18 protein-coding genes are annotated in these 17,866 nt (G+C 60.5%); 7 read left to right on the forward strand and 11 right to left on the reverse strand.

Features of this window, described 5'->3' with window-relative positions:
* Window positions 1-35: 35 nt before the first annotated feature.
* Complete coding sequence (locus tag SIB73_RS09305; RefSeq protein WP_413405682.1) at window positions 36-362, reverse strand: DUF1825 family protein; 327 nt, start codon at window positions 360-362, stop codon at window positions 36-38.
* Between the two features lie 88 nt (window positions 363-450).
* Between SIB73_RS09305 and SIB73_RS09310 the strand changes: the two genes are divergently transcribed.
* From SIB73_RS09310 to SIB73_RS09330, 5 genes are read left to right on the forward strand one after another with little or no spacing between them, the layout of a single operon-like run.
* Window positions 451-1,212 carry a response regulator transcription factor gene (locus SIB73_RS09310; RefSeq protein ID WP_413439585.1) on the forward strand — a complete coding sequence of 254 codons (762 nt, stop codon included), beginning with the start codon at window positions 451-453 and terminating at the stop codon, window positions 1,210-1,212.
* Between the two features lie 34 nt (window positions 1,213-1,246).
* Window positions 1,247-1,834 (forward strand): hypothetical protein, encoded by a 588-nt coding sequence (locus SIB73_RS09315; RefSeq protein ID WP_413405678.1) that lies wholly within the window; start codon window positions 1,247-1,249, stop codon window positions 1,832-1,834.
* Window positions 1,835-1,839: 5 nt separating this feature from the next.
* Window positions 1,840-2,427 carry a GIY-YIG nuclease family protein gene (locus tag SIB73_RS09320; protein ID WP_413405676.1) on the forward strand — a complete coding sequence of 196 codons (588 nt, stop codon included), beginning with the start codon at window positions 1,840-1,842 and terminating at the stop codon, window positions 2,425-2,427.
* Between the two features lie 37 nt (window positions 2,428-2,464).
* Entirely contained in the window at window positions 2,465-3,955 is a 1,491-nt protein-coding gene (locus SIB73_RS09325; RefSeq protein ID WP_413405674.1) for a leucyl aminopeptidase, read from the forward strand.
* 25 nt (window positions 3,956-3,980) lie between these two features.
* On the forward strand, window positions 3,981-4,235 hold the full coding sequence (locus tag SIB73_RS09330) for a hypothetical protein (RefSeq protein ID WP_413405672.1): 255 nt from the start codon (window positions 3,981-3,983) through the stop codon (window positions 4,233-4,235).
* A 37-nt stretch (window positions 4,236-4,272) separates the two neighbouring features.
* Here the strand turns inward: SIB73_RS09330 and SIB73_RS09335 are convergent, their stop codons facing one another.
* The 9 genes from SIB73_RS09335 to SIB73_RS09375 all read right to left on the reverse strand — a co-directional run bounded on the left by SIB73_RS09335 (window position 4,273) and on the right by SIB73_RS09375 (window position 12,769).
* Complete coding sequence (locus SIB73_RS09335) at window positions 4,273-4,449, reverse strand: hypothetical protein (RefSeq protein ID WP_413405671.1); 177 nt, start codon at window positions 4,447-4,449, stop codon at window positions 4,273-4,275.
* Window positions 4,450-4,622: 173 nt separating this feature from the next.
* Window positions 4,623-5,246, reverse strand: a complete 624-nt coding sequence (gene msrA, locus SIB73_RS09340; protein ID WP_413405669.1) for a peptide-methionine (S)-S-oxide reductase MsrA — start codon at window positions 5,244-5,246, stop codon at window positions 4,623-4,625.
* Window positions 5,247-5,254: 8 nt separating this feature from the next.
* Window positions 5,255-6,433 (reverse strand): lipid-A-disaccharide synthase, encoded by a 1,179-nt coding sequence (gene lpxB, locus SIB73_RS09345; protein WP_413405667.1) that lies wholly within the window; start codon window positions 6,431-6,433, stop codon window positions 5,255-5,257.
* On the reverse strand, window positions 6,433-7,284 hold the full coding sequence (lpxA, locus tag SIB73_RS09350) for an acyl-ACP--UDP-N-acetylglucosamine O-acyltransferase (protein ID WP_413406303.1): 852 nt from the start codon (window positions 7,282-7,284) through the stop codon (window positions 6,433-6,435). Before lpxA ends, lpxB begins: the two co-directional genes overlap by 1 nt.
* A gap of 5 nt (window positions 7,285-7,289) precedes the next feature.
* Window positions 7,290-7,760, reverse strand: a complete 471-nt coding sequence (fabZ, locus tag SIB73_RS09355) for a 3-hydroxyacyl-ACP dehydratase FabZ (protein WP_413405665.1) — start codon at window positions 7,758-7,760, stop codon at window positions 7,290-7,292.
* A gap of 6 nt (window positions 7,761-7,766) precedes the next feature.
* The gene (gene lpxC, locus SIB73_RS09360; RefSeq protein ID WP_413405663.1) at window positions 7,767-8,621 is read right to left on the reverse strand and encodes a UDP-3-O-acyl-N-acetylglucosamine deacetylase; all 855 of its coding nucleotides are present in this window, start codon (window positions 8,619-8,621) and stop codon (window positions 7,767-7,769) included.
* Window positions 8,621-10,975, reverse strand: a complete 2,355-nt coding sequence (locus SIB73_RS09365; protein ID WP_413405661.1) for a BamA/TamA family outer membrane protein — start codon at window positions 10,973-10,975, stop codon at window positions 8,621-8,623. Before SIB73_RS09365 ends, lpxC begins: the two co-directional genes overlap by 1 nt.
* A 46-nt stretch (window positions 10,976-11,021) precedes the next feature.
* Window positions 11,022-11,774 (reverse strand): phosphoribosylaminoimidazolesuccinocarboxamide synthase, encoded by a 753-nt coding sequence (gene purC, locus SIB73_RS09370; protein ID WP_413405659.1) that lies wholly within the window; start codon window positions 11,772-11,774, stop codon window positions 11,022-11,024.
* On the reverse strand, window positions 11,771-12,769 hold the full coding sequence (locus SIB73_RS09375; protein ID WP_413405657.1) for a hypothetical protein: 999 nt from the start codon (window positions 12,767-12,769) through the stop codon (window positions 11,771-11,773). Before SIB73_RS09375 ends, purC begins: the two co-directional genes overlap by 4 nt.
* A 101-nt stretch (window positions 12,770-12,870) precedes the next feature.
* On the opposite strand from SIB73_RS09375, the gene purD reads away from it, so the two are divergent.
* Both purD and SIB73_RS09385 read left to right on the forward strand, forming a co-directional pair.
* Entirely contained in the window at window positions 12,871-14,187 is a 1,317-nt protein-coding gene (gene purD, locus SIB73_RS09380; RefSeq protein WP_413405655.1) for a phosphoribosylamine--glycine ligase, read from the forward strand.
* 24 nt (window positions 14,188-14,211) lie between these two features.
* Window positions 14,212-16,317, forward strand: a complete 2,106-nt coding sequence (locus tag SIB73_RS09385) for an ATP-binding protein (RefSeq protein WP_413405653.1) — start codon at window positions 14,212-14,214, stop codon at window positions 16,315-16,317.
* On the opposite strand, the gene kaiC is transcribed toward SIB73_RS09385, so the two are convergent.
* The gene (gene kaiC / locus SIB73_RS09390; RefSeq protein ID WP_413405651.1) at window positions 16,318-17,856 is read right to left on the reverse strand and encodes a circadian clock protein KaiC; all 1,539 of its coding nucleotides are present in this window, start codon (window positions 17,854-17,856) and stop codon (window positions 16,318-16,320) included.
* Window positions 17,857-17,866: the final 10 nt, after the last annotated feature.

A 17,866-nucleotide genomic window follows, 5' to 3' on the forward strand; every position in this document is an offset into this window, starting at 1 on the left:
GCGGAGCGATTGCGGGCTGAATCGTACGGGCCGCTTCAGCTGGGTGGCTGATCCAGCTGACTTTTCATGCGTTCAAGGGTGCCCTGCATCTGCTCGAACATCTGCTCCGGCGTGATCCCGAACTGGCCCAGCTGGCTGCGCAGCTGCTCCACCGTGAGCTTCGCCTGAAAGTCCTCCGACAACTCAAAGCGCTTCATGAACACGCGGTAGCGCTCCATCAGCTCTTCCATCGTGTCGATGAACTTCTTTTTGCCCTCGCGATCGAACTTGCCGTAATCGGATCCAAGCTGCATCAACTGCTGGTAGTCGCCGAACAGACGCTTGGCCTCTTCCTGCACGATGTCCGAGTCGAAGAACGCCATGGCCCACCCATCAACTGGCGTGATTCTGAACAATTTGAGCGGCCCGTAACAGTGCGGATCCACGCCCTCTGTTTCCGATCAACATATCTTGGTCAGCGGCAATGGCCCCGAGCCTCTCCCTTCCTTGGATCTCAGCGAAAGGATCCCAACTCTTCAGCAACGCTCCCGCCAGGGCCACAGCCTGCTCAAGCGCAGTCGCACGGCCATTGCGACAGGCGACCATTTGTTGCTCAGCAGCTGGACGCTCTGGTTCGTAGGCCAGGGCCCTCTGGTGGCGGCCTGCACCAGCGAAACCGACTGCCTGCAGAGAATGAGAAGCAGCGCGGCCAACCTGCTTCTGTGCACTGACACCCTGGAGGGCGGCTGCGGTACCAGCCTGGTGCGGCAGGCCAGGAAGGAGAACCCTGAGCTGAAGGTGCTGATGCTGCTTCAGCGCCCTATCCCGCGCACGATTCTGGATGCGATCAATGCGCGCTGTCACGGCATCTGCTCGGCCCAGGCCACCGGAACAGGCACGGTGGCTGCCGCACTCACCGCCATCGACACCGACGGGCAGTACCTCGATCCGGTGATCAGTGGTGTTCTGCACCACAGCCGGCTGCGACGCAGCGGCGAACAGGTCCCTCTCCAGGAACTGACGATGCGGGAGGAGGACGTGCTGCGTGGCCTCTGCAGGGGCATGACCAATCAGGAGATCGCCGATGCTCTGGTCGTCTCGATCGACACGGTCAAAAGCCATGTCGGAAGCCTGTTGCGCAAGTTGCCGGCAAGGGATCGGACCATGGCGGTTGTGACAGCGTTTCGTGAGGGGCTGGTGCAAGTTCCCACCAGGCCGCCGCGCTGGACCTAGGGTCCTGACCAGGCTGCAAGGGAGAAACGCGGCGATGGCTCGCCGGCACTGGCTCGATCCACTGGCCCGCAGGGTGCTCCAGGCCATGGGTGATCTGCCCAGGGAACCAGCGCGTGTGAACGAAGGTCGCTGGCCCGCAGAAGTAGAAGGAGAATCGGTCACTCCCAGCTGGTTCATCGATGTGAACCGGGCCACGGCAGAACAGTGGCGACAGTTGCCAGGGTGCAGCGAGGTGATGGTGGATCAGCTGCTGCGTCTGCAGCAGGGCGGAGTGCAGTTCAGCCAGTTGGAGGACCTGGCCCAGCTGCTCGACCTTCCCGAACTGCTCTGCGAACAGTGGAGACCCCATCTGATTTTCCGCTGGCATGGGGACGCGCCCCAGTTGCCAGAGCAGGCTCCGCTGGATCTGAATGCCGACAGCCCCAAGGTGCTGTCCAGCACTCTGCTGTGGCCGGAAGAGCGGATGCAACGCCTGATTGCGGAGCGGCGCCGAGAACCGTTTCAGAATCTCGCGGATCTGCAGGAACGCCTGTGCCTGCCCCCGTCAGCTGTCGAAGCACTGATCGGACGTGTGCGCTTTGGTGCCAGACCCGCAGGCCCCAGCCTGCCTCCACGGGGCTGAGCTCCATGCCCGCACCCCCTCGCCAGGGAAATCTTTTCGACCAGTGCGAATCGGCAGGTCATGACAACGAACCAGCTGAATTATCGCTGAACCTCAGGCAGCTGCAGACCTGGCAGCAGCGCATTCACAGCTTCCAGAAGCCTCTTTTCGAGGCAGCGCCCCCGGCTGAAGAGCAGGGCAGCCTTTTCGGCAGCAACAGGCTTTCAGCCGTCGAGATTCAGCCGCTGTCGCTCAAGCCGCTGCCACTGAGTTTCTGGCGCTGGCCGCAAAGCCCCCATCAGGGGGCGGCGCTGTACTGGGTGATGGATCGGCCCGCTGGCCTGGAGCACCCAATTCTGCTCTACATCGGCGAAACCCTTGCAGCAGACAGGCGTTGGAAGGGTGAGCACGATTGCAAGGCCTACCTCTCGGCCTATCAGGAGGCTTGCGTGAGCTGCGGTCTGACCTGCAGCACAAGCATTCGATTCTGGGGGGACGTGCCCAGGGCAACTCGGGCTCGAAGGACGCTGGAACAGACCCTGATCCGCCGCTGGCAGCCACCGTTCAACAAGGAATCGCGTGACCGCTGGGCCACACCGTTCCAGGCAGCCTGAGCACAGCTCCTAGCATCAGTTCAGGCAACGGCACCCCATGAAAATCTCCCTCTCTCCGGCCACACCTGAGGCCTGGAGTGGTTCGGTTCTGGCGATTGGCATTGCTCAGGACGACCCCCAGGGCCTGGTCGTAGCGATGGAGCAGCGTTTCAACATTCAGCTGACGGAATGGCTGAAGCAGAAGCCATTCACGGGCAAGAGCGGAGATCTGGCCAGCCTTCAATTGCTGCGCAGTGACTGCACAACCCTGGTGCTTCTGGGGCTGGGAGAAGCAGGGTCCATCGAGCGGGACAGCCTGCGCATGGCCGCCGCCGCCGCCGCCCGTGCGGCGCAGGGTCAGGGCGGCAGCCTCGGACTGCTACTGCCCTGGGGGTCAGAAGACCCCAGCGGTGATGCCACTGCCGCTGCTGAAGCCGTTCGACTGGCGCTCTACAGCGACCTGCGCTTTCGCAGCAAGCCCGAACCCAGCCAGAAACCTGAACAACTGGAACTGCTGGGCCAATGGCCAGCGGGCTCAAACCCGACGCTGGAAACGGTGCACCCGGTCTGTGCCGGGGTGGAGCTGGCCAGGGAACTGGTGGCGGCACCTCCCAACAGCGTCACCCCGGAGGAACTGGCCCGCACCGCGGCGGCGCTCGCCCATGAGCACGGCCTTGAGCTCACCGTGCTTGAGCGAGCCGACTGCGAGGAGCGGGGCATGGGCTCCTACCTCTCGGTATGCCAGGGATCTGACATGGATCCCAAATTCATCCACCTCACCTATCGCCCAGGCGGCGTGGCGAAGAAGCGACTGGTTCTGGTGGGCAAAGGACTCACCTTTGATTCCGGCGGATACAACCTCAAAGTCGGTGCCGCCCAGATCGACATGATGAAATTCGACATGGGCGGAAGTGCATCTGTGTTCGGAGCGATGCGCAGCATCGCCGAGCTGCGCCCTGCAGGGGTGGAGGTGCACATGCTGGTGGCCGCCTGCGAGAACATGATCAACGGTTCCGCGGTTCACCCCGGTGACATCGTCACGGCCTCCAACGGCACCACGATCGAGATCAACAACACCGATGCGGAGGGACGGCTCACCCTCGCCGATGCGCTGGTCTACGCCTCCAAGCTCAAGCCGGACGCCATTGTTGATCTGGCAACACTCACCGGTGCCTGCGTGGTCGCCCTCGGGGATGAGATCGCCGGACTCTGGACACCCGATGATGCGCTCTCAACTGACCTGGAAAACGCTGCAAGCGATGCCGGAGAAGGCATCTGGCGCATGCCGATGCACAGCTCCTACCGCAAGGGCCTCAAATCGCTGCTGGCCGACATGAAGAACACCGGGCCTCGCCCCGGTGGATCGATCACAGCCGCCCTGTTCCTCAAGGAGTTTGTGGATGCCGGCATTCCCTGGGCCCACATCGACATCGCCGGAACGGTCTGGAGTGACAAGGGCCGAGGCCTGAATCCCTCCGGCGCCACCGGCTACGGCGTTCGCACGCTGGTGAACTGGGTGATGAAACAGGCCTCAACCGCAGAGGCCTAAATTCAGCCTTAACGGATCAAGCTGCATGGCCTCCAGCCCGCTTCGCTGGTATGTACGCGCCCAGCTGGGTGTTCTGCTGTTACCCGCAGGTCTTTGCCTGTTCGGAGAAGCGGTGAGCCGCAGAACCCTTCAGATGGCGGGAAGCGACAGTGGTCCCTGGTGGTGGTACGGAACTCTCAGCCTGATCGTCATCAACGCGGGGGTCGGCCTGATGATCGAATCAGGACTGCTGCGTGGTTATCCCGGTCGCAGGGCCGCCGGTTCAGACACCAAGGATTGACTCATCTAAAGGTTGAATTTCCAGACCCTGTACTCAGTCAGGAGGCTGCAACCATCGTGAGCGTGTGGGGATTTTCCAGCGCATGAATCTGCCAGCGCGCCCGCTCCGAACAACTGGCCATCACCCGCTCAAGATCGTCGGATGCCTGCTTCGGAGAAGGGTACGGACCAACATGACGGGTCACGAGACCGTCTTTGATGGTCAGCAGATACATACACACCTTTCACAATTCGTTCTCGAATGGTACGCAGTCCATTCTGTGTCGTCGATAGCGTAAAAGCCGCACCTTCACTGCGGAGTGACTGGATCTGAGCGCATCAATCGCTACAGAATTTCCTCAGATTCGCGTCATTAAGCCATCAATCCTTGTCGATGGCGCCCGAACACCTACTTCGCCCACGACTCGCTGCTGCGCGCCTTGTCCCCCCAGATCGCATCCAGGCGCTTATCCCTTCCGCAGGCCCAGCGGTAGTACTTGTATTTGACCGAATTCAGCTCAGCGAAATTCTGGTGATAATCCTCGGCGGGCCAGAACTTCTCCAACGGTTTGATCTCCACCTTGAGCGCTGATTCAGACACACCCAGCTCGCCTGCCGCCGCTGACTGACTGGCGAGAGCATCACTGTTCTGCTGTTCTCCGCTCGTGAAGATCACAGGTCGGTAGGAGTCGCCGCGATCGCAGAACTGACCGTCACCGTCCAGGGGGTCAACATTGCGCCAGTACGACTGAAGAAGCTTGGGATAACTGATCGTCGCCGGGTCAAACAGCACTTCCACCACCTCCTGATGACCGGTGGTTTCGGAACTCACCTGGTTGTAGGTCGGCTGGGACACGCTGCCGCCGCTGTAGCCGCTTTCAACAGAAATCACGCCGGGAAGTTTCTCCAGGTCACTCTCCATGCACCAGAAACAGCCGCCGGCCAGCACGGCTTTCTGCTCCCCGGCATCAGCGGAGGCAGGTGAAGTCAGGAGCAGAGCTCCAAACAGCAACGAAAGCAGAAAGCGGACCACAGGCGAGCTCAGGTAGACAGCTGATCGAGAATGGCGGCGGCGGCGCGATCGGTCACCCCAGGCTCCCCCAGCGTTTGACGCAACCGCTCATAGCCACTCAGCATCGTTTGGCGTGCCTCAGTGCTCTCCAGAAGAGGGATCGCCTGCTCCACCAACCGGTCGGCATTGAAATCTTCCTGTAGAAACTCGGGCACGAGCCGCTCATTGAGCAGCAGGTTCACCGGCGAGATGTGATCCACATGGAAGCGCAGCAGATTGCGCGCCACCCAGGCCGTCATCCTGCTCACCCGGTATCCGACCACCTGGGGGACTCCCTGCAGAGCCAGTTCAAGATTGACCGTTCCAGACTTCCCCAGCGCAAGATCCGCCGCACTGAACAATGACGGCTTGAGAGCATCCGCATCGGCAGCTGGAATGACCCGTCCACGCACACCGGCGGCTTTCAGGCCCTCCTGAAGTTCACGTTCGAACCGGCTGAGGCCCGCAGGGACCATCACCATGAGTGTTGGATCACGAGCCTGCAGCCGTGCTGCAACCTCCGCCAGCACGGGCATCAGATAGCGCAACTCCTGTGGCCTGGATGCGGGCATCAGCAACAGCAGGCGTCCCTGCGGATCGAGGCCGAGCTGGCGACAGGCCTCAGCACGACTGGGGTTACAACCAGCAAGATCGAGCAAGGGATGGCCGACCCAGGTGACCTGAGCTCCATGGGACGCATAAAAGGAGGCTTCCTCGGGGAAAATCGCGAGGATGCGATCGGTGAAGGACAGAAGGCTGCTCGTGCCGTTGTCATTCATCCGCCAGGCCCATTCCTGGGGGGCGATGTAGTAAGTGATGGGGACCTGGGGCAACTTGCGGCGCAACCGCTTGCCAAGACGCACATTGGCGCCCATGTAATCAATCAGCACCACGGCATCAGGGGGCCGAACACTGAGTTCCCTGTTGACCCGTGACTGCAGCTTCAGTGTCGGCACGACCTGAGGAAGATGCTCGAGAAGACCGATCGACCCCAGTGGTGCCGTATCGGCGAGAAGTTCGGCACCGGCTGCATGCATGCGTGGTCCCCCGAGAGCCAGCACTTCAAGATCAAGACTCCTCAGACAGGCCTGTCGACGCAGAGCCTGCACCAGAAGACTTCCCTGAAGATCACCAGAGACCTCACCGGTGCTGATCAGCACGCGCACCATCAGCGGGCACCGACTGCCGGCATGGGACCACGCCGACCCTGACTGATTGACCCCTCCAGAAAGCTGCACAGATGATCGGCCAAAGGCATCAGGGGTTGTTCACGGGCCAGCCGCAACCCTTCCGCAATCACATGATCCGAGCGGTAAAGCAGCGACCAGATGTCCTGCAGCTGCTTGATTTCCTGGCCCTGATCCTTGCGATCTAACCCCCGCCTGCGCAGACCAACACGATTGAGACCACGCACACGTCCGGGATGGCCCTCAACAAGGCAGTAGGGAGGTACATCCCGGTCCACCCGGGTCATGCCGCCGACCATGGCCATCCCGCCGATGTGAACAAACTGGTGGATGCCAAGGCATCCACCGATCACGGCCTGGTCTTCGATCAGAACATGGCCTGCCACCTGGATGCCGTTGGACATCACGATGCCGTTGCCTAGAAGGCAGTTATGGCCCAGATGGCAATAGGCCATCAGCAGGTTGTGATCGCCGATGCGGGTCTGCTCACCCTCGTCGGTGGCCCGATTGATCGTCACGCATTCACGGATGGTGTTGTGATCGCCGATCACCACCTCCGTGGGGGCACCCTTGTATTTGAGATCCTGGGGCTCCTGGCCGAGGCAGGCCCCCGGAAAGATCTTGTTGTGCTCTCCGATGATGAGTCGACCATCCAGCACCGCGTGGGGCCCGATCCAGGTGTGTGCACCAATCCGCACATCGGGTCCCACAACGGCCCCCGGACCGATCACCACACCGGATGCGAGCTCGGCCCGGGAATCGACCGCCGCAAGCGGGTGAATCTGGGGAGGACAGTCCTCAGCAGTCACGGCGGGGGATCGCTGTTCACTCATCATGGTCAGTCAACCAGCGAGAACATGAGTTCGCCGGAGCAGACAAGCTGGCCATCCACCGTGGCCTCAGCCTTCACCTTTCCGAAGCGCTTGCGCTTGAGACTCAGCAGCTCGCAGGTGATCAGCAACTGATCTCCTGGGATCACCGGACGACGGAAACGCACGCCGTCGATGCCGGCGAACACGAACAGCCCCTTGGGCAGGTCGGGCATCTGGGTGACGATCAGACCACCCACCTGAGCCATCGCCTCAACAATCAGCACTCCGGGCATCAACGGACGCCCTGGGAAGTGCCCCTGAAACTGAGGCTCATTGAGAGTGATGTTTTTGATGGCGACCGCTTTTTCCCCGGGCACGTGCTCCAGGACGCGATCCACAAGCGCGAAGGGATAGCGGTGGGGAAGCAGCCCCATGATCTGTTCTGCGGTGAGCAGAGGCTGAGCTGCGGATGCGGCGGTGGCTGAGGAGGAAGTCAAATCGGTTCAGAGCTGAGCATCGGATCGATCGGCCAGGACTGCTGCCAGGTCAGTGTGCAGACCATGAGAGCCGCGGTAGACCAGAACCTGCGCCCGAGGGAAACCGACGAGCGCCAGATCACCGATCAGGTCAAGAAGCTTATGGCGCACCGGTTCATCGGGATAGCGCAGTGGTGGATTCAACCAGTGGTCACCATCACAGACCAGGGCATTGTCGAGGGCACCACCCTGAATCAGACCCGCAGCACGGAGCTGGTCCACCTGCTCACGGAAGCCGAAGGTGCGGGCCGGTGCGATCTCGGCAACAAAGCGCTCCGGAGTCAGCGCCAGCGCGCACTGCTGACGACCGATGGCAGGCTGGGGGAAATCAATCACTCCCACAAGCATGAACTGATCAGCGGGCGTTGCGGTGATCACACTGCTGCCTCGGTGCAGAGCGATCGGCTGCTGGAGTTGCGGCCGAGCGCAAGCGGGTGTTGATGCTGGTGTGAGACCGGCCTCGGCGATGGCCTCCACCCATCCCTGTGAGGAACCATCCAGAAGCGGTACCTCATTGCCCTCAACCTCGAGATGCACATGGGTGAGACCGCAGCCGGCAATGGCCGCCAGCAGATGTTCGACTGTGGCCAGTCGTCGTTCGCCCAGCTCGAGAGTGGTGCAGAGCGGGCTGTCACGCACCTGGGAGGGCATCAGCCTGAGGGGATCCGCACCGTCTGCCGGCCAGCTCACCCAGACGCCGGGCTGCTGCGAAGGCTGAAGGGTGACGGACACCTGCTGACCGCTGTGGAGCCCGATGCCGCCACGACGAGCCGCGCCGTCAAGCGTCCAGGCACCGTCGTAATCGTGAGGCCAGGAGACCATCAGAACTTCCAGCCGACACCCAGATTGAATCGATACTCACTGGTGAAGTTCTGACTGGCCACCTCAAGACGCAGAGGACCGACAGGAGTGGTGACGATCACACCAACACCTGGAGAGACACCCGAACCTGGTTTGTCGAGGAGCTCTCCGGGATTGCCGGGAACATTGGCCTGGGATCCGAAATCAGTACCTGCATCGATAAACACCTCGCCTTGGAAGATGCTGAAAATGGGGAACCGATACTCGATGGTTGCCTCGCCGAAACTGCGTCCCACAGCCAAATCACAGTCGAACCAGCCGCGCACTGAGTTGGAACCGCCAAGACAGAAGGCTTCATAGGGAGGAAGGTCACCGATCACGGTTCCGGCCTTGATCTGAAAAGCCAGGGCCTGCGGGCAGTTTTCCGGCTCACCCTCCTTGGGTCGACATCCCTTGGCAAACTTCAGCCATTTAACGGGTACAAAGTGGGTGTAACTGCTGCGGATGCGATTGAAGGTTGGTGAGTTCTCACCGATTGAGACAAATTGTTCTGTGCCGAAGCTGAAGAAATTTCCTGACGTTGGATTCCTGCCGTCGTTCAACGTGCTGTAGGTGGTTGCAAATCGGACACTGGCAAGAGTGTTCTGATCTGCGCAGTTGAACGCGATGCAGATGACCTCGTCATTGTTGATTCGATCATCTTTGATTCTCCGATTGGGGATGCCGTAAGTCCTTGTTGCACCTGAATAATTGATCGGACGAACAGCCTGAAGGTTCAGACCGGCCAGGACCTGCCAGGGCACTTTTTTGAAGGGATCTCCGCCGTTGAGTGGGCGCGCAAAGATCACATTGCCGCCAACACGTTCGAGTGCAATTGAATCCCCCTGAAAATCAAACCAGCTGACATCGGAGAACTCATCATTTGCCTCATCAACATTGTCAAACTTGCTGTCAGCAGGATTGTTTCTGGAGCTGATGGAATAAGCGTATTTGGAATCGTTATCCTGATAATCGCGAAGCGTGACGATGTCGCCGTCGTTCTGACTTTGGAACACCTGCGGAACTTCCCGGCTCAGGAACAGCGAGGTGCGGAAGGAGGTGCGATGTTTGTCTCCCTTGATCCAGGGGTCTGAGAACGTGAGGTTCGCAAGACCGCCGAACTGGCCGTAGGTGAAATTCAGTGCCAGGTCCCAGGCACGCCCAAACAGGTTGCTGTCTGAAATCTGAAGCTGACCAAAAACGCCCTGACTCTGGCTGTAACCGAGCCCGCCTGAAAGTGAGCCGGTGGACTGCTCGACGATGCCGAGCACGATGGTGATGAACCCTGGTTCACCGGTCACCGGCTGCAAGGTCACCTTCACGTCACTGAACAGCGATGTGCCGTACAGGCGCCTGATATCGCTCTCAAGCTGGGTGCGATTGAAAGGTTCACCCGGCTTGATGGAGATTTCCCTGCTCACGACCCAGGGCTTGGTCTTGCCCTTGATCGGCTCGCCTTTTTCGTTGGTCTCTTCACCTTCCTTGTTGATGAATTTGACTTCAACACCGGCCACGGTGCCGATCAGCACCTTCAGCTGCACAACACCGTCGGGACTGACTCTGGTGGGTCCACTCACTCGGGCCAGTGAATACCCCTGATCGGCGTACCACTTCTGCAGCTCCTTCATGCGCAGCTGCAGTTCATTGAGGTTGAGCGTGCGGCCGTAATCGGAACTGAAGGTGTCTTCAATCACCTGGGGCTCAATCGTGTCGTCCTCGGGCTCGAGAACAACCTTGGTCATCACTGGATTCGGCACCACCTGCACCGCCAGCTGAACCCCTAAAGGACCGTTGATCGGCTCGATACGCACGTCCGAAAACCATCCGGTTGCGTAGATCGCATCAAGATCAAGTTTCAGCTCATCCCTCGTCACCCGGCTGCCGGGGCGCACACTCATGGCGTCGTAGGCGGCGATCTCAAGCCGTTCCTGCTCCGGATGGCCATCAATGCCTTCAATGATCACCTCAGTGATCAACACCCGGGGCTGTTGCGGCCCCTCGTCGATGGGCTCGGCAGCGGGACCTGCAGCAGGGGCGGGAGTGACCTCAATCTGATCGACCTCGACCTGCTCCTCCGTTAGCTCTGCATCAACAGAGTCAGCTTCAACGGATTCAGTTTCAACGGATTCAGTTTCAACAACGTCCAAATCAGCATCAACAGCTTCAGACTCGGCTTCGACCTGTATCTCCTCGGCCTGAGCCGCTTCGAACTCGATCCCGTCAGGATCAGCCTGCGCTTGTGCAGGAAGGCCGCTGATCAAGGGCAGGGCGAGGGCAAATCCCACAGCACCTCGCCGAACAGTGTTCTTGGTTCGGCTGGAGGAGAAAGCGACCATTGGGGGGGGACGAAGTCGGCCGGGCCGGCCACAAACGTCGCTGAACTTAACTGCAGTTGCGGGGTGTCGGGCAGGCCCCTTGTACCCGTTTGCAGACCTCCCCGTAGGCCTCAATCACACCGCCCAGATCCTTGCGGAATCGATCCTTGTCAAGGATGCGCTCTTCAGCATCCGTGCATGAGAGGTCCCACAGGCGACAGGTGTCAGGACTGATCTCATCAGCCACAAGGAGCTCACCCGCTGCATTCAGCCCCAGCTCCAGCTTGAAATCCACCAGCTGCAGACCGATGCTCGCGAAAAAGGGGATCAGCACGTCATTCACCTTCCTGGCCAACAGCTCGATCCGCTCTCGCAGCTCAGACGAGACAAGTCCCAGCAACGCAAGGCGTGCATCCGTCAGCAACGGGTCCCCCAGACCGTCATCCTTGTAATAAAGATCAAGCAGAGCCGGCTCGAGTGCCGTGCCCTGGGCAATCGGCGTCTCGCGACAGAGCGAGCCGGTGGCGATGTTGCGGAGAACCACCTCCACTGGAATCACCTCGACTCGCTGAACAACCATCCAGGTCTCTTCGGCGATTCCGCAGAAGTGGGTGGGGATTCCCTCCCGCTCCAGCAGTTCGAACAGACAGGCCGAGATTCGGCAGTTGAGACGACCCTTGTTGTCCAGCTGAGCCTTTTTCTGGGCGTTGAATGCAGTGGCATCGTTCTTGAACTCCACCAGCACCTGCTGGTCGCTGGAACCGGCGTAGATGCGCTTGGCTTTGCCCTCATAAAGAAGGTCGCCGTGGGGAATGGTCATGGCTGCTCGTTGACGCCGGTCGCGCCGGCTTCAGATGCTGATGATTCTCCCAGCGCGGCGTGGCCACCGGGAGCGCGTGGAGAGCGCAGTTCCTGTTGCAGCTGCTGTTGTGTCTCAAGGGACACCCCCTGAAGATCCTGATCGAGCTCCAGCAGGGTGAAGCGGTCATCCACCCTGCTGGCCAGCCGACGCAATCGTTCCCGGGGACGCTCACCACTTCCGCCCCTGGCAATCTCCTGCCTCAGCTGCAGCCGCAGCAGATCCTCCGCATGATTCCAGGCCTGCTCAGTCGCCGCCTGATCAAGGGCCGCTTCAATCAGAGCAGTGCTGCGTTCGAACTCCATCAGATCCAGCAGCTCAGCTGCACGACCAAGACGACGTGCTGCGATCACCCCTGGAGTACGGCCGGCAAGCAACGTGATCACGGCCTGCTCAGACTGCCCGGAAGCGATCTGAGCTTCTGCCAGAAGATCAAGGGCCGAGCGCGTTGAAGGCAGGCCTTCACCATCCACCCCCACAACCAGTTGTTCCGCGTCGAGTCTGGCGAGGTCACCCTGCGCCAGACGCATCAGAGCCAGAACAATCCGCTCCTGATCCAATGCCGCACTGGCGGCCTGCCAGGACAGCAGCAACCAGTCCCGGCGGCGACTCCCCGAACCGGGGCCGTAACGGCTGAGCACCACCTGAGCACTGTCCGGCGCCTTGCACGACATCAGAGCTCTGGCATTGGCCATCACCACATCAAAGCTCTGCGGTGCTGGGGCGATCAGCATGAGCCGATCGCGCAGCAGCTGAAGACGTTCATTGGCTCCGACGCTGGCGGACTGCTCGCAGGCCAGATGCAGCTGGGGAATATCTCCCTCCATCAGAACCGTCTCGAAGGCGTCCTGAGGCATTGGCACTGCCGATGATTCCAGCGGCATTGAAGTGCCAGACGCCGCGGTTCCTGGCACCGCCGCCAGGAGAAGTGACAGAGGCAGGGTGAATAAGCCCATGGGCCGGAAGGCGTTCAACAAAGATGGAACGATCTCTCCGCCACCAACAACAGCGGAGCGACGCCCAAACCTAAGGGCCTCTGCCCGAAACGCTTGCCTCCATGGCCCATTCCAGCTCCCGTCCTCAGGCCCTGCCACCGCTGCGAAATCTGCTCGTGGTGGGCGGTGGTGGCCGTGAACAGGCTCTGGCCTGGGCCTTGCGCCGCTGCCCGGGCATTGAAGCGGTCTGGATCACTCCCGGAAACGGAGGAACCGAAGACCTCGACGACTGCCGCTCGCTGACCATCCCGGAACAGGATGCCGAGGGGCTGATCAAGGCCTGTCGGCAGCAGGCGATCGATCTGGTGGTGATCGGCCCGGAAGCCCCATTGGCCGCCGGTGTAGCCGATCGTCTGCGGGAAGAAGGTCTGGCGGTGTTTGGACCAGGCGCCGATGGAGCTCAGCTCGAAGCGAGCAAGGCGTGGGCCAAGACTTTGATGCGGGAAGCGGGCATTCCCACCGCAGGGCACTGGACAGTGGCAAGCGCCATTGAAGGACTGGAGCTGCTGGAACAGCTGCAACGGCCACTGGTGGTGAAAGCCGATGGCTTGGCAGCCGGCAAGGGCGTCACCGTGGCCGAAACCCTCGAACAGACCGCAGCAGCGATCCGTGACGCCTTTGCGGGACGCTTCGGCTCCGCCGGTGAACGACTTGTTCTTGAGGAACGGCTTCAGGGGCCTGAGGTGTCGGTGTTTGCGTTGTGCGATGGAGAGCGCATGGTGCTCTTGCCGCCGGCTCAGGACCACAAACGGCTGCTTGAAGGTGACCGGGGACCGAACACCGGAGGCATGGGCGCCTATGCCCCCGCACCGTTGCTTGATCAGAACGGGCTCAGTCAGGTGCGACAGCTGGTGCTCGAACCAACCCTGAAGGCCCTGAAGGATCAGGGAATCCAGTACAGAGGCGTGATCTACGCCGGACTGATGCTGACCCAGGAAGGTCCTCAGGTGATCGAATTCAACTGTCGTTTCGGTGATCCTGAATGCCAGACACTGATGCCTTTGCTCGGTCCGGAACTCGCGCAGGTTCTCCAGGCCTGTGCCCTCGGCTGTCTGGATCAGGCACCTGAACTCTCGGTGTCCCAGACGTGCAGCGCCTGCATCGTCGCAGCCGCCGAGGGCTACCCCGAGTCGCCACGCAAGGGGGATGTGATCGAGCTGCGGTCGGATTCCGACAACCGGCGCCAACTGTTTCATGCCGGTACATGTCGACAGGAAAATGGCCAGGTGCTGACCGCGGGCGGACGGGTGCTGACGCAGGTCGCCCAGGCGGAGGACTTTGATCAGGCCTTTGCCAGGGCCTACGCAGCCCTTGAACTGGTGCGCTTCAAGGGAATGCAGTTCCGGCGCGACATCGGTCATCAAGTGCGCCGGTCCTAGTCTCGGGGTATGTGCTCCGGCGGAATGGCCAGCGATCCAGCCACTGCTCAGAACGAGGCCACTAACGAGGCCACTGCGGAATGGGCAACGCGAGTCGCCGGAGCTGAGCAGACGACCAGAAGGGGATTGTGGCCGCAGGCTCGGTCCTGGTGGGCTGAATTCAGCCTTCAGACCAAGCTGCTGGCCGTGGCCACCCTTGTGGTGAGCCTGATGATGACGGGCATCACCTTCTTCGCACTGAACGGCATTCAGCGCGATACGGCGATGAACGACACCCGCTATGCAAGGGACCTGGGTCTGTTACTGGCTGGCAATGTCAGCGAACTCGTGGCGGAAGGGCGTGACCGCGAACTCGCCAATGTCACGGAAACCTTCTGGCGCTCGAGCCGAAGCCTCCGATACATTTTTTTCGCGGATCCTGACGGCATTGTCTATCTGGGCATTCCCGTCAGCGGCAGTGATGACGCAAGCAATGCGGATCTGCGCCTGAGCCGACGTCTGGAACTGCCTGATGAACTGCGCAACCGCACTCAGAATCCGCTGGTCCGCCAGCACGCGACTCCCCAGGGCCAGGTCACGGATGTGTTCGTCCCGCTGGTGGAGAACAACAACTACCTCGGCGTGCTGGCTCTGGGCGTGAACCCCAACGAAACCGCTCTCGCCAGCGCCGCCCTCACCCGGGAAGTGACGGTGGCGGTTTTCATCTCCATCTGGGTTCTGGTGATTCTGGGGGCTGTTTTCAACGCCTTGACCATCACGCGTCCGGTCAAGGAACTGCTGAGGGGTGTCCGATCCATCGGTGATGGTGACTTCCGCGCTCGCATCGGCCTGCCGATGGGTGGCGAACTGGGGGAACTTCTCGACGGCTTCAACGCCATGGCCTCACAGCTGCAGGACTATGACGCCGCAAACATCGAGGAACTGCAGGCAGCTCAGGTCAAGCAGGCATCGCTGATCGCCACCATGGCCGACGGTGCGGTTCTGCTCGATGGGGCTGGACGCATCGTTCTGGTCAATCCGACGGCGCGACGCCTGTTCCGCTGGGAAGGTCGCAATCTTGAAGGGCAGGATTTTCTCAATGAGCTGCCGGAACTGCTGTCCGTTGAACTGCATGAGCCGCTCGATGCCGTGTTCTCCAAAGAAACGGACACCAACGAGCTGCGCAGCAGTGTCGGAGACCCACCGAGGACTCTGCGTTTCGTGATCCAGGCCGTCCGCGAGCCAAGCGGCGACACACTCAAGGGCATTGCTGTCACCATCCAGGACCTCACCCGTGAAGTGGAGCTGAATGCGGCACAGAGCCGTTTCATCAGCAACGTCTCCCATGAACTGCGCACACCGTTGTTCAACATCAAGAGTTACGTGGAGACTCTCCACGACATGGGAGATCAGCTCAGCGAAGAGGATCGGAAGGAATTCCTGGGCGTTGCCAATTCGGAAACGGATCGCCTCACCCGCCTGGTGAACGATGTTCTCGATCTCTCCAGGCTGGAGTCCAATCGAGTCGTTCAATTCTCTGCGGTTGATCTGAGGCCCGGCCTGGAGCAAACCCTGCGCAGCTACCAGCTCAATGCCAGCGACAAGCAGGTTGAGCTGAGCCTCGAAGCCGACCGCGAGCTTCCCGATGTTCTGGGCAATTGGGACCTGATTCTGCAGGTGCTCGACAATCTGGTCGGCAATGCTCTGAAATTCAGCCGCAGCGGTGGCCGTCTGATGATCAGGGCCTACACCTGGCCCGACAGCTGCCAGATGACACCATCGGACCCAAACAGCGGCAGCAACGATGGGCCCACCTGCATCCTGAGCTCACCACTTCCGAAGATCCGTGTGGAGGTGTGCGACACCGGCTACGGAATCAGTGAGGAAAGCCAGCAGCGTATTTTTGAGCGCTTCTATCGGGTTGAAAATGCTGTGCACACTGAGGTGGGCACTGGACTGGGGCTGTCGATCGTCCGAGGCATTCTCGAGAAGCACGGCAGCATGATCTGCATGGCCAGCGAGCTGGATGTGGGAACCACCTTCTGGTTTGAACTGCCTCTGGCACAGGAAGATCCCGAAGAGCTGAGGTGGAGAGCCGAGCGTCAGAGTGAGGACGAACGGCTGGCGTTGACTCCGAGAGCAGAGACCTGATCAGTCGTCGGCTGCCACTCCACGGGCAATGCGCGAGAGCTCACTGCGCTCATCCGTCATGACACGGTGCGGTACGCCGGAAATAATCCTCTCGAAGTTCGAGAAGGAATCCTTGATCTGCGGACCGTTGCCGGTGATCACGAACTCGCGGATTCCCTTGTCGTGCCAGGAACCACGCATTTTGAACACATTGACGGCTCGAGCCATTTCTCCACGGATCTCCACGTACTGCAGCAGCAGGATCGTGTCGGTGATGGTGGAGATATGCGAATCGGTGATCGAATGACTGCCCATGAACTCCTCGGAGGTGTTCGTGAAGAAGCCAGCGATCTCCTCCTGTTTCGCATAGCCGGTCACACCGATCACGAATTGTCGGAAGGCGTTGTGGCTGACGCCGCGGGCCAGGGCGGACAGGGAGTCAATCGCCATCCGTGAGGGCTTGAACTGACTGATCTCCGTTTTGATGATCTGGAGATGATCCTCCAGGCCCGTCGATTCCGGATAGGCACAGATGATCTTCAGCTGTCCGTCCTGCTCCATCTGTTCGAAATCAATCCCCCAGCTGGTGGCGTTGCGCAGAAGCTGGGCACGCGACTCCTCATAGGCGAACAGGATGGCGCGTTCCTTGTTGCGACAGGCATCCTCAATGAACTTGGAGACCAGCAGGGTCTTGCCGGTGCCCGTGGCGCCCGTGGCCAGGATGATCGAATCTTTGAAGAATCCTCCACCGCACATCTCGTCGAGCCGAGGCACACCGGAACTGATCCGGACATTGGAGGATCTCTGCGTGAGCCGCATCGCGCCCAGGGGGAAGATGCTGATCCCATGGGCGCCCATCGTGAAGGGGAACTCTCCCTTCATGTGAGTGGTTCCCCGGAGCTTGAGGATTTCCACGGTGCGTCTCCGGCGTTCACCTTCCAGCACGTTGCGCAGAATCACCACATTGTCGGAGACGAACTCTTCAACGCCGTAGCGAGCGATCGGCCCGTATTCATCGATGCGCTCCGTGGTCATCACGGTGGTGACACCGATTTCCTTGAGGCGAGCAATCAGACGGAAGATTTCGCGTCGAACCACAAACACAGCGTCGTACTGCTGAAACACCGCTGTGATCGAATCGATCGCCACCCGTTTCGCCTTGTATTTGCGAATGGCGTAGTTGATCCTCTCGATCAGACCGGACAGATCGAAACTGCCGGCCACATCCTGACCATCGGGATCGGGGGAGGCATCGAGAATGAACAGCTTGTCCTGTTCGACCATCTCCTGCAGATTCCAACCGAAGCTGGCGGCATTGCGGAGGATGTCGAGTGGCGACTCCTCAAAGGTGACAAAAATGCCCGGTTCGTCGAAGTGGGCAACGCCGTTGTGCAGAAAATGCAGAGAAAAGACCGTTTTGCCGGTGCCGGATGTGCCACTGATCAGCGTGCTCCGACCGATCGGAAGGCCCCCATGGCACACATCATCAAAGCCTTCGATCCCTGTCGGAAGCTTCTGAACCTGCATCTGTGGAGAACCACTGGAGCTGGAGATCTGCATAACGACGCTC

The organism is Synechococcus sp. MIT S9509 (assembly GCF_047303035.1).
Classification (GTDB): Bacteria; Cyanobacteriota; Cyanobacteriia; order PCC-6307; family Cyanobiaceae; genus Synechococcus_C.

Bases quoted from the DNA above. Each gene is read 5' to 3' on its own strand.
- SIB73_RS09385 (WP_413405653.1), top strand. From the start codon at position 14,212: ATGGCCAGCGATCCAGCCACTGCTCAGAACGAGGCCACTAACGAGGCC.
- SIB73_RS09365 (WP_413405661.1), bottom strand. From the start codon at position 10,975: ATGGTCGCTTTCTCCTCCAGCCGAACCAAGAACACTGTTCGGCGAGGT.
- lpxA (WP_413406303.1), bottom strand. From the start codon at position 7,284: ATGAGTGAACAGCGATCCCCCGCCGTGACTGCTGAGGACTGTCCTCCC.
- purC (WP_413405659.1), bottom strand. From the start codon at position 11,774: ATGACCATTCCCCACGGCGACCTTCTTTATGAGGGCAAAGCCAAGCGC.
- SIB73_RS09325 (WP_413405674.1), top strand. From the start codon at position 2,465: ATGAAAATCTCCCTCTCTCCGGCCACACCTGAGGCCTGGAGTGGTTCG.
- purD (WP_413405655.1), top strand. From the start codon at position 12,871: ATGGCCCATTCCAGCTCCCGTCCTCAGGCCCTGCCACCGCTGCGAAAT.
- SIB73_RS09320 (WP_413405676.1), top strand. From the start codon at position 1,840: ATGCCCGCACCCCCTCGCCAGGGAAATCTTTTCGACCAGTGCGAATCG.
- SIB73_RS09375 (WP_413405657.1), bottom strand. From the start codon at position 12,769: ATGGGCTTATTCACCCTGCCTCTGTCACTTCTCCTGGCGGCGGTGCCA.
- SIB73_RS09305 (WP_413405682.1), bottom strand. From the start codon at position 362: ATGGCGTTCTTCGACTCGGACATCGTGCAGGAAGAGGCCAAGCGTCTG.
- kaiC (WP_413405651.1), bottom strand. From the start codon at position 17,856: ATGCAGATCTCCAGCTCCAGTGGTTCTCCACAGATGCAGGTTCAGAAG.
- lpxB (WP_413405667.1), bottom strand. From the start codon at position 6,433: ATGGTGCGCGTGCTGATCAGCACCGGTGAGGTCTCTGGTGATCTTCAG.
- SIB73_RS09335 (WP_413405671.1), bottom strand. From the start codon at position 4,449: ATGTATCTGCTGACCATCAAAGACGGTCTCGTGACCCGTCATGTTGGT.
- SIB73_RS09330 (WP_413405672.1), top strand. From the start codon at position 3,981: ATGGCCTCCAGCCCGCTTCGCTGGTATGTACGCGCCCAGCTGGGTGTT.
- SIB73_RS09315 (WP_413405678.1), top strand. From the start codon at position 1,247: ATGGCTCGCCGGCACTGGCTCGATCCACTGGCCCGCAGGGTGCTCCAG.
- lpxC (WP_413405663.1), bottom strand. From the start codon at position 8,621: ATGGTCTCCTGGCCTCACGATTACGACGGTGCCTGGACGCTTGACGGC.